Origin of the sequence: Corallococcus exercitus (assembly GCF_042231735.1) — a bacterium.
GTDB lineage: Bacteria > Myxococcota > Myxococcia > Myxococcales > Myxococcaceae > Corallococcus > Corallococcus exercitus_B.
On sequence record NZ_CP102577.1, the window covers coordinates 2,471,353 to 2,483,511 of the forward strand.

The following is a 12,159-nucleotide window of genomic DNA, read 5'->3' on the forward strand; positions in this document are numbered from 1 at the left end:
CCATGACCGAGACCGTCGACGCCCCCGTGTCCCCGAAGGGGCCGGCTCCTCGCAACATCGCTGATGCGTTCGAGGCCCAGGCCTCGCTCCGTCCCCACGCCGTCGCCGTCCGCTGTGACGGACAGCAGCTCACGTACGCGGAGCTGGATGCCCGCGCGAACCAGCTCGCGGGCTGGTTGAAGGCTCGGGGCGTGGGCCGTGAGCGGCCCCAGGTGGGCGTGTGCCTGCCACGCTCGGTGGACCTCATCGTCACGCTGGTCGGCATCCTCAAGGCGGGCGGCGCGTATGTTCCGTTGGATCCGGAGTACCCCTCGGAGCGGCTCGCGTTCATGGCCACGGATTCGCGCGTGCGGATCATCGTCACGCACGCCGGGCTGGAGTCGCGGCTGCCCGCGGGGGACTGGCGCACGCTCTGCCTGGACACGCAGGCGGAGGCGCTGGCGGGCTTCAGTGACGGGCCCATCGCGCGGGACGTGGTGGAGGACGACCTGGCCTACGTCGTCTTCACGTCCGGCTCCACGGGCCGGCCCAAGGGCGTGTGCGTGCCCCACCGGGGCGTGCTGCGGCTGGTGCTGGACACGGACTACGTGCACCTGGGACCGGACGAGGTGCTGTTGCAGCTGGCGCCCGTGGCCTTCGACGCGTCCACGTTCGAGCTCTGGGGCGCGCTGCTCAACGGCGGCCGCGTGGCGGTGTTCTCGCGCGGGGCCGCCGCGCTGGACGAGCTGGGCGACTTCCTGCGCGCGGAGCGCGTGACGACGGCGTTCCTCACCACCGGCCTGTTCAACACGCTGGTGGACCGGGGACTGCCGGGCACGGAGACGCTGCGGCAGCTCTACACGGGCGGCGAGGTGATGTCCCTGCCCCACGCGCGCCGGGCGCTGGAGGCCCTGCCGCGCACGCGCATCTTCAACTGCTACGGCCCCACGGAGAACACCACCTTCACCAGCTGCCAGCTCCTGCGCGCGCCGCTCGGCTCCGAGCCCGCGCCCATCGGCCACGCCATCTCCGGCACGCGGATGTACGTGCTGGACGCGGATGGGCGCGAGCTGCCCGCGGGCGCCGTGGGCGAGCTGTACACGGGAGGCACCGGCGTCGCGTGGGGCTACTGGGAGCGCCCCGACCTCACCGCCGAGCGGTTCCTGCCGGATCCCTTCAGCACCGAACCGGGCGCGCGCATGTACCGCTCGGGGGACCTCGCGCGCAGGCTCGAGGACGGCGCGGTGGACTTCGTGGGACGCGTGGACCACCAGGTCAAGGTGCGCGGCTTCCGCATCGAGCCGGGAGAGGTGGAAGCGGCGCTGCGCCTGCATGGCTCCGTGCAGGAGGCCGTGGTGATGGTGCGCGAGGACGTGCCGGGGGACCGGCGGCTGGTGGCGTACGTGACGGCCTCCGAGTTCCTGACGGCGCCGGTGCTGCGGGCCCACCTGAAGGGCCACCTGCCCGCGCACATGCTGCCCTCGGCCATCGTCGTCCTGGACGCGATGCCGCTCACCGCGAACGGCAAGGTGGAGCGCAAGGCCCTGCCGGATCCGCGCGACTGCCCCGGGGCCGAGGAGGACTTCGTCGCGCCGGAGACCGCGCTGGAGCGGACCGTCGCGAAGGTCTGGTCGGACGTGCTGCGCGTGGAGGCGGTCAGCGCCACGGCGGACTTCTTCGAGCTGGGTGGCCAATCCCTCCTGGCCACGCAGGCCATCGGCCGGCTGTGCGACGTGCTCGGGCGTCCCGTCCCGCTGCGCTCGCTGTTCGCCTTCCCCATCCTGCGGGACTTCGCCGCCGCGCTGGAGGCAGCCGCTCCAGCAGCGGAGCGTGCCGAAGCGCCCATTCCTCCGTGCGCGGATGCGGCGCGGGAGCAGCTGTCGTTCGCGCAGCAGCGGCTGTGGTTCCTGGACCAGTGGATGCCGGGCTCCGCGCTGTACTCACTGCCGTTCGCGTTCCGGTTGGAAGGCCCCCTGGAGCCGGTCGTGCTGGAGCAGGCGCTCCAGGCCGTGGTGGACCGGCATGAGTCCCTGCGCACCACCTTCCCCGGTGAAGGCACCGCCATCCAGCACGTCGCCGCGCACCTGCCCGTGATGCTGGAGCGCGCGGAGTCCCGCTCGGAAGAAGAGACGCTTGCGTGCATGCAGCGTGAAGCGGAGCGGCCGTTCGACCTGGCCCGGGGGCCGTTGTTCCGTGCGCTGCTCATCCGTGAAGCGGAGCGGCGGCACGTGCTGGTGCTCAACCTGCACCACATCGTCTCCGACGGCTGGTCCTTCGGCGTGCTGTACCACGAGCTGTCCACCGCGTACCGCGCACGGGGAGCCGCCACGGACCTGGCGCCCCTGCCCATCCAATATCCCGACTACGCGGCGTGGCAGCGTCAGTGGCTCCAGGGCGACGTGCTCCAGCGGGAGCTGGGCTTCTGGGAGCGGCAGCTCGCGGACGTGCCGCGGGTGCTGGAGCTGCCCACCGACCGGCCGCGTCCCGCGGTGCAGCGGTTCGCGGGCGCCGTCCACCGCTTCACGGTTCCCGCCCGGCTCCACCGTGCGCTGGACGAACTGGCCCGCCGGGAGGGGGCCACGCTGTTCATGGCCCTGCTCACCGGCTTCCAGGTGCTGCTGTCGCGCTACAGCGGACAGCGGGACTTCGTGGTGGGCACGCCCATCGCGAACCGCACGCGGAAGGAGCTGGAAGGCCTCATCGGCTTCTTCGTCAACACGCTGCCCATCCGTGCGCGCTTCGAGGGAGCGCCGTCATTCCTCCAGCTCCTCGGACAGGTGCGCGACCGCGCGCTGGGGGCCTACGCCCATCAGCACCTGCCGTTCGAGAAGCTGGTCGAAGCGCTCCAGGTCGAACGCGAAGCGAGCCGGACGCCCCTCATCCAGGTGCTGTTCGCGCTCCAGAACGCGCCCACGTCCCGGCTCCAGTTCCCGGACGTCACCGTCACCCCGCTGACGCTGGACACACGCACGTCCAAGTTCGACCTGTTCCTCGCTTTGGAGGAGGCCGGTGATGAGCTGGCGGGCACGCTCGAATACGCCACCGCGCTGTTCGATGCGGCCACCATCGAGCGCCTGACGGAGCACTACCTCCAGGTGCTGCGATGCTTCGTGGAAGCGCCGAACCGGGCCACGGGGGACGCGGTCTTCCTGTCGGAGGTGGAGCAGCGGCGGGTGCTCCGGGACTGGAACGCGTCGGCACGTCCCTACCCTTCGGAGCTGTCCATCGTGGACGCCTTCGCGTCGCAGGTCGCTCAGCGGCCCGACGCCATCGCGGTGAGCCATGGTGCCGTGACGCTCACCTACGCGGAGCTGGATGCACGCGCGGAGCACCTGGCCCAGCGCCTGCGGACACTCGGGGTGGGCCGGCGCACGCCGCAGGTGGGCGTGTGCCTGCCGCGCTCGGTGGACCTCATCGTGTCGCTGCTGGCCATCCTCAAGGCGGGCGGCGCCTACGTCCCGCTGGACCCGGAGCATCCCTCCGAGCGGCTCGCCTTCATGGCCACCGATGCGCGGCTGGTCGCCATCGTCACGCATGAGGCCCTGGCCTCCGGGCTGCCCCCGGGTGCGTGGACGCCCGTGTGCCTGGATGTGCCCTGGGAGGCCGTGTCGGACGGGCGCGCGGCCGAGGCCGTGATGCCGGTGGATCTGGCGCACATCATCTACACCTCCGGCTCCACGGGCCGGCCCAAGGGCGTGTGCATCCCGCATCAGGGCGTGGTGCGGCTGGTGCTCAACCCCGACTACGTGCACCTGGGGCCGGGCGACCGGATGGCGCAGTCCACGACCATCGCGTTCGACCTGTCCACGCTGGAGATCTGGGGCGCGCTGCTCAACGGGGCCACACTGGTCCTGTTCACCAAGGACGAGATCATCGACCCGGAGGTCCTGACGCGCAGGCTCCAGGAAGAGCGCATCACGCACATGGTGCTGGCCACGGCGCTGTTCAACCACGTCGCCCGCACGCGGCCCGAGTCCTTCCGCCACCTGTCCTGGATGATCTTCGGCGGCGAGGCCGCGGATGTCGCCAGCGTCAACGCGGTGCTCTCGCACGGCGGGCCCACGGCGTTGATCAACGGCTATGGCCCCACGGAGAACACGTCGTTCAGCACGTGGCACCGGGTGCCACACGCGGGCGTCGAGTCCGTGCCCATCGGTGGACCGCTCGCCAACAGCACGGCGTACGTGCTCGATGCCCGGCTCCAGCTGGTCCCTCCCGGCGTCGTGGGCGAGCTGTTCGTGGGCGGCGATGGACTGGCGCTCGGGTACTGGGACCGGTCCGGCCTCACCGCGGAGAAGTTCATCCCCCATCCGTTCAGCGACACGCCCGGCGCGCGGCTCTATCGCACCGGGGACCTGGTCCGGCAGCGCGCGGATGGCGTCCTGGAGTACGTCGGCCGCCGCGACCACCAGGTGAAGCTGCGCGGCTTCCGCATCGAGCTGGGCGAAGTGGAAGCGGCCCTGCGTCAGCACCCCGCGGCACGGGAAGCACTCGTCCTGCTGCGCGAGGACACGCCGGGCGACCGCCGGCTCGTGGCCTACGTCGCGGCCTCGGGAGTCGCGGACGCGGTGTTCCGCGAGTTCCTCCAGGCCCGGCTCCCGGGCCACATGGTGCCCGCCGCGTTCGTGGTGCTGGAGTCGCTGCCCCTCACGCCCAACGGGAAGATCGACCGGCGCGCGCTGCCTGTTCCCGAAGCCTCCGGCACCGAAGGCTTCATCGCGCCCCGGAGCCCGCTCGAAGCGCGGGTCGCGGGAATCTGGGCCTCCGTGCTGGGCGGGCGCGAAGTGGGGGCGCACTCCCACTTCTTCGACCTCGGCGGCCACTCGCTGCTGGCCACGCAGGTGGTGTCACGCGTGCGGGAGGCCCTGGGCGTGGCCCTGCCCGTGCGCGCCCTCTTTGAGGCACCGCGCCTGGAGGCGTTCGTCCGGGTCGTGGGAGGCCTGCTCGCGGAGGGACACCGGGAGGCCTCGCGCATCCCGGTGACGCCGCGTGGATCCGGGCTGCTTCCGCTGTCCTTTGCGCAGGAGCGGCTGTGGTTCCTGGGCCGGCTCCACGACGCGCCGGGCGTCTACAACATGCCCATGGCTCTGCGCCTGGACGGTCCACTGGACATCACGGTGCTGCGCGCCAGCCTGGAAGCACTCGTGTCGCGGCACGAGTCCCTTCGCACCATGTTCCCCGAAGGTGACCGCCCCACGCAGCACATCGCCGAGGAGCCCGTCCTCACGCTGGAGGTCCAGCGGTTCAATGCCTCGGGACCGGAGGACGTGCGGGTCCAGACGCGCTTGCGGCAGGAGGCGGAGCGGTCCTTCGACCTCGCGAAGGGGCCCCTGTTCCGGGCACTCCTTCTCCAGCTCGAAGGCACGTGTTCGGTGCTGGTGCTCAACCTGCACCACATCGTGTCCGATGGCTGGTCGTTGGGCGTGCTCTACCGCGAGCTTTCCTCCGAGTACCGCGCACGTCTCCAGGGCCAGTCGCCTGAGCTGTCCCCGCTGCCCTTGCAGTACGCGGACTACGCCGCGTGGCAGCGCCAGTTGCTCCAGGGCGACGTGCTCCAGCGGCAGCTCGACTTCTGGAAGCAGCAGCTCGCGGACGCGCCCCATGTCCTGGAGCTGCCCACGGATCGCCCGCGCCCCGCGGTGCAGCGGTTCGAAGGCGCAACGTTCCGCTTCGCGTTGCCCTCCGGGGTCCGTCATTCATTGGAGGCCCTGGCCCGTGAGGAAGGGGCCACGCTGTTCATGACGCTGATGGCGGGCTTCCAGCTGCTGCTGTCGCGCTACAGCGGCCAGCGGGACTTCATCGTCGGCACGCCCATCGCCAACCGCACGCGCGAGGAGCTGGAAGGCCTCATCGGCTTCTTCGTCAACACGCTGCCGCTGCGGGTCCACCTGCGTGACGGCGCGTCCTTCCGCGAAGTGCTGCGGCAGGTGCGTGACCGGGCCCTGGGTGCGTATGCGCATCAGGAGCTGCCGTTCGAAAAGCTCGTGGAGGAGCTGCACGTCGAACGTGCGCTGAGCCATGGACCGCTGGTGCAGGTGATGTTCGCCTTGCAGAACGCGCCCGGCACGTTGCCCCAGCTACCGGGCCTCCAGGTCCAGGCACTGGAGCTGCCGCTCCAGACCTCCAAGTTCGACCTCAGCCTGATGCTGGAGGAGACAGGTGACGGGCTCTCGGGCGTCCTCGAATACGCGAGTGCCCTCTTCGAGCCCCGCACCATCGAGCGGATGGCCGGCCACTTCCACCAGCTGCTCGAAGGCGTGCTCCGCCAGCCGGATGCCGCCCTCCACGCCCTGCCCTGGATCTCCGAGGCAGAGCGGCAGCAGGTCCTCTTCACCTGGAACGACACCGCGCGTCCCTACCCGCGCGAAGCCTCCCTGGTGCGTGCCTTCGACGCGCAGGTGGCCGCGCGGCCAGATGCCATCGCCGTGCGCCACGGCGCCCGGGCGCTCACCTACGCGGAGTTGGACACCCACGCCAATCAGCTCGCGTGGGCCCTCAAGGCTCAGGGCGTCGGGCGGGATGCGCCGCGCGTGGGCGTGTGCCTGCCGCGATCCATCGACCTCGTCGTGTCGCTCGTCGCCATCCTCAAGGCGGGCGGCGCCTACGTGCCGCTGGATCCGGACTATCCGGCGGACCGGCTCGCCTTCATGGCCACCGATGCGCGGCTCGTCGCCGTCGTCACCGAGTCGGCGCTCGCGAGTCAGGTCCCCGAAGGCCCCTGGACGGTCCTGCGGCTGGACGCGCTGCCGGCGGGGCTGGCACGTCACGCGCCTCCGGATGCGTGCACGGGCGAGGACCTGGCGCACATCATCTACACCTCGGGCTCCACGGGCCGGCCCAAGGGCGTCTGCATCCCGCACCGCGGCGTCGCCCGCCTGGTCCTCGATCCGGTCTTCATCCAGCTTCGTCCCGAGGACCGTGTGGCCCAGGCTTCCACGGTCGCCTTCGACGCCTCGACGTTCGAGTTGTGGGGCGCCCTGCTCAATGGCGCGACGCTGGTCATGCTGTCCAAGGAAGAGGTCATCGAACCCACGGTGCTCGCGCAGCGGGTCCGCGACGAGGGCATCACGGTCCTGTTCCTCACCACGGCGCTCCTCAACCACGTCGCGCGCACCGACCCGGCGCTCCTCAAGGGGCTCCGCTGGCTCCTGTTCGGTGGCGAGGCCGCGGACCCGGCCTGCATCCGGGCACTCCTCTCCCACAGCAAGCCCGAGCAGGTCATTCACGCGTACGGCCCCACGGAGAACTCGGTGTACAGCACCTGGTTCTCTCCGACGCGGGTCGAACCCGATGCGGTGACGGTGCCCATCGGCCGCCCGGTCTCCAACAGCACGGCCTACGTGCTGGATGCGCACCTGCACCCGGTGGCACCGGGCATCATCGGCGAGCTGTTCGTCGGCGGTGACGGCCTCGCCTGGGGCTACTGGGAGCGGCCCGACCTCACCGCGACCGCCTTCATCCCCCACCCCTTCGCCTCCGTCCCTGGCGCTCGCCTCTACCGCACCGGAGACCTCGTCCGGCAGCGGAACGACGGGGCCTTCGACTTCGTGGGCCGCCGCGACCATCAGGTCAAGGTGCGCGGCTTCCGCATCGAGCCGGGCGAGATCGAAGCCGTGCTTCGCCAGCATGCGTCCGTGCGTGAAGCCCTGGTCCTCGTGCGTGAGGACTCACCGGGCGACAAGCGGCTGGTCGCCTACGTCACCTTCCGCGATGACGTGACCGCCAGCGACCTGCGCACCCACGTCCAGGGGCTGCTTCCCAGCCACATGGTCCCTTCCGCGTTCGTGCTGCTGGACGCGCTGCCCATGACGCCCAACGGGAAGGTGGACCGCCGCGCCCTGCCGGTCCCCGAGGGCGAGGAGCCGCCGACGGGAACACGCACGCTGACCGCGCTGGAGCAGACGTTGAGCGCCATCTGGTGCGCGGTGCTGCAACGGGCGCACATCCCCGTCGATGCGAACTTCTTCGACCTGGGCGGGCACTCCCTGCTGGCCACGCAGATCGTCTCCCGGACCTCGCAGGTGCTGGGCGTGCCCGTCCCCGTGCGGACCCTCTTCGAGTTCCCCACCATCGAAGCCCTGGCCGGAGCACTGGAAGCACGGACGCAGGACCCGTCCCAGTCCGTTCCCGCGCTCAAGGCCTGGCACCGTGAAGGACCGCCGCCCCTGTCCTTCGCGCAGGAGCGGCTCTGGTTCCTCAACCAGTTCCACGCGGACCGGGCCGCGTACAACATGCCCATGGCGCTGCGGCTGGAAGGCACGCTGGACGTGGACGTGCTGGAGCACGCCCTCCAGGCGCTCGTGGACCGGCACGAATCCCTGCGCACGGTGTTCCCGGGTGAAGGCGTCCCCGTGCAGCACATCCTGCCCCGGCTGCCTGTGTCCCTCCGCCGGGTCGAGGCGTCCTCCCGGGACGAAGCCGAAGCCCTGCTGCGCGAGGACGCGGAGACGCCCTTCAATCTCTCCGAGGGTCCGCTGTTCCGCGCCCTCCTGGTAAGCGAGGACGCGCGACACCACGTGCTGCTGCTCAACCTGCATCACATCGTGTCCGACGGCTGGTCCCTGGGCGTGCTCTACCGGGAGCTGTCCGCCGAATACCAGGCGCGGCACGCGGGCCGGGCCTCCGACCTGGCTGCCTTGCCGGTGCAGTACGCGGACTACGCGGCGTGGCAGCGCCAGTGGCTCCAAGATGACGTGCTCCAGCGGCAGCTCGACTTCTGGAAGCAGCAGCTCGCGGACGCGCCGCACGTCCTGGAGCTGCCGACCGACCATCCCCGTCCCTCCGTGCAGCAGTTCGCGGGGGCCACCCACGTCTTCACCCTCCCGCGAGCCGTGCTCGAAGCGCTGGAGGGATTGGGCCGCCAGGAAGGGGCCACGCTGTTCATGACACTGATGGCGGGCTTCCAGCTGCTGCTGTCGCGCTACAGCGGCCAGCGGGACTTCATCGTCGGCACGCCCATCGCCAACCGCACGCGCGAGGAACTGGAAGGCCTCATCGGCTTCTTCGTCAACACGCTGCCGCTGCGGGCCCACCTGCGCGACGGCGCGTCCTTCCGCGAAGTGCTCCGTCAGGTGCGCGACCGGGCCCTGGGTGCGTATGCGCATCAGGAGCTGCCGTTCGAAAAGCTCGTGGAGGAGCTGCACGTTGAACGGGCCCTGAGCCATGGACCGCTGGTGCAGGTGATGTTCGCCTTGCAGAACGCGCCCGGGAACCCGCCCCAGCTTCCGGGCCTCCAGGTCCAGGCGCTGGAGCTCCAGACCCCGACGTCCAAGTTCGATCTCACCCTGGCCCTGACCGAAGTCCCGGAAGGTCTCAGCGGCACGTTCGAGTACGCGACCGCGCTGTTCGAGCCCCGCACCCTCGAGCGGATGGCCGACCACTTCCGTCGCCTCCTCGAAGGCGCGCTCCGTCAACCCGACGTGGGCATTCACGCCCTGCCCTGGCTCTCCGAAGCGGAGCACCAGCAGGTCACCATGGCCTGGAACGAAACCGGCCGGCCCTATCCGAGGGACCTCTCCCTCGCGCAGGCCTTCGAAGCCCAGGTGGCCACGCGGCCGGACGCCATCGCCGTGCGCCATGGGGCCCAGGCGCTCACCTACGCGGAGCTGGATGCCCGCGCCAATCAGCTCGCGTGGACGCTCAAGGCCCAGGGCGTCGGACCGGAGGCGCCACGCGTGGGCGTGTGCCTCTCCCGCTCCATCGACCTCATCGTGTCACTGGTCGCCGTGCTCAAGGCGGGTGGCGCCTACGTGCCGTTGGATCCTGACTACCCGGCGGACCGCCTGGCCCTCATGATCTCCGATGCGAAGGTGCATCGGATCATCACGGGAACGGCGACCTCGAGCCGGTTCTCTTCGGACAGCGTCGGGTGCATCCGCATTGATGCGTTGGAGGCCACTGCCCATTCCGGCTCACCGTACGACGCGACCCGGTTCCATCCCCTGGAGCCCGCCTACGTCATCTACACGTCCGGCTCCACGGGCCGGCCCAAGGGGGTCTGCGTTCCGCATCAGGCCGTGATGCGGCTGGTGATGGATCCCGACTACATCCCCTTCGGCCCGGAGGACCGGGTGGCTCAGGCAGCGACGGTGGCCTTCGACGCCTCGACCTTCGAGGTGTGGGGCGCGCTGCTCAACGGCGCCACGCTCGTCCTGTTCTCCAAGGAGGAGATCATCGACCCCACCACGCTGGCCCGGGGTCTGCGCGACGAGCGCATCACCGCGCTGTTCCTCACCACGGCCCTGTTCAACCACGTCACCCGGATGGAGCCCACGGCCTTCAATGGCCTGTCCACGCTCCTCTTCGGTGGCGAGGCCGTGGACCCGGCCTGCGTGAACCGGCTGCTGGCCCACGGTGGGCCCCGCAGGCTGTTGCACGTCTACGGCCCCACGGAGAACACCACGTTCAGCACGTGGCACCTCGTCACGGAGCCCGTCACGGGCACGGTGCCCATCGGCAAGCCCCTCTCCAACAGCACGGCCTATGTGCTGGACGCGCACCTGCACCCGGTGGCGCCGGGCATCGTCGGCGAGCTGTTCGTCGGTGGTGACGGCCTCGCCTGGGGCTACTGGGAGCGGCCCGACCTCACCGCGACCGCCTTCGTCCCCCACCCCTTCGCCGCCGTCCCGGGCGCACGCCTCTACCGCACGGGCGACCTCGTCCGGCAGCGCCACGATGGTGCCGTCGAATTCGTGGGCCGTCGCGACCATCAGGTCAAGGTGCGCGGCTTCCGCATCGAGCCGGGCGAAATCGAGGCCGTGCTTCGCCAGCATGCGTCCGTGCGCGAGGCCCTGGTCCTCGTGCGTGAGGACTCACCGGGCGACAAGCGGCTGGTCGCCTACGTCACCTTCCGCGACGCCGTGACCGCCAGCGACCTGCGCACTCACGTCCAGGGCCTGCTTCCCAGCCACATGGTCCCTTCCGCGTTCGTGTTGCTCGACGCGCTGCCGCTCAACGCGAACGGCAAGGTGGACCGCCGCGCCCTTCCCCGTCCCTCGGATGCCGCGGACGCGGCGGAGGCCGGCGTGATGCCTCGCACGCCGCTGGAGCAGCGGATCGCGGACCTGTGGGCGGAGGTCCTGGGACGCACGGCCATCAGCGTCACCGCGAGCTTCTTCGACCTGGGCGGCCACTCGCTGCTCGCGGCGCAGCTCGTGTCCAAGCTGTCGGAGCACTTCCCGTTCAAGGTCCCGCTCCAGGTCCTCTTCCAGAGTCCGACGGTCGCGGCGCTCGCGCAGTGGATCCAGGCGAAGCTCACGCCGGATGCACCGGTGACCGCGCAGGGGCCCACGCTCCCCGAAGGCATCGTGCGGCTCCAGGAGGGACGCTCGGACCTTCCGCCGCTGTGGTGCATGCACCCGGTGGGCGGCACGGTGTTCTGCTACCAGGACCTGGTGCGGGCGCTCGGCCCCGACCGCACGGTGTATGGCTTCCAGGCCCCTGGCGTGAATGGCGAGTGCCCTCCGCTGACGAGCATCGAGCTGCTCGCGTCGCACCACCTGAGCGCCATGCTCCAGTGGCAGCCCCAAGGGCCCTACTACCTCGTCGGCCTCTCCATGGGCGGCACCATCGTCTACGAGATGGCCCAGCGCCTGCTCAGGTTGGGCGTCCCGCCCGCGCTGCTCGTCTTCCTCGACACGCCCGGTCCCGGCCAGATGCCCACGCGGTTCGAGGACGACGCCGCGCTGCTCGCGGCCATGTTCGGAGACGACACGCCCACGCTCGCCCAGCGCCTGCGCTCACTGCCTCCGCACGAGCAGATGAAGGAGGTGCTGCGCCAGGCCCGCGAAGGTGCGACCGTGCCGGACTCGTATTCGCTGCGCGACCTGGAGATCTTCCTGGACGTCTGGAAGGCGCACATGCGGGCCCTCTTCAGCTACGAGCCCGTGCCCTACGAGGGACCCGCCACGTACCTCAAGGCCCAGGTGCACGTGCCGCCCCACCCGCTGCATCCGGAACAGCCGTGGCGACAGCTGGTGCTGCACGGGCTGGAGGTGCTGCCGGTACCCGGCAACCACCAGACGATGATCGAACCGCCGCATGTCGAGGCCATGGCGCGGCACCTCACCGGGTGCCTGCGGCGGGTGGAGGACGCAGCGCCCCGAAGCTCGGTCGCATAGCGGGCCTGGGAGCCCCCGGCGGCGTGTCCGAGGAGCGGACGGCCGGGGGGCGTTGCACCCC

At 70.8% G+C, this 12,159-nt stretch carries 1 protein-coding gene; it reads left to right on the forward strand.

Annotated elements, in window-relative coordinates; translation table 11 throughout:
* The first annotated feature begins 2 nt into the window (after positions 1–2).
* Positions 3–12,098, forward strand: a complete 12,096-nt coding sequence (locus NR792_RS09125) for an amino acid adenylation domain-containing protein (RefSeq protein ID WP_375759676.1) — start codon at positions 3–5, stop codon at positions 12,096–12,098.
* Positions 12,099–12,159 lie beyond the last annotated feature (61 nt).

Bases quoted from the DNA above. Each gene is read 5' to 3' on its own strand.
- NR792_RS09125 (WP_375759676.1), top strand. From the start codon at position 3: ATGACCGAGACCGTCGACGCCCCCGTGTCCCCGAAGGGGCCGGCTCCT.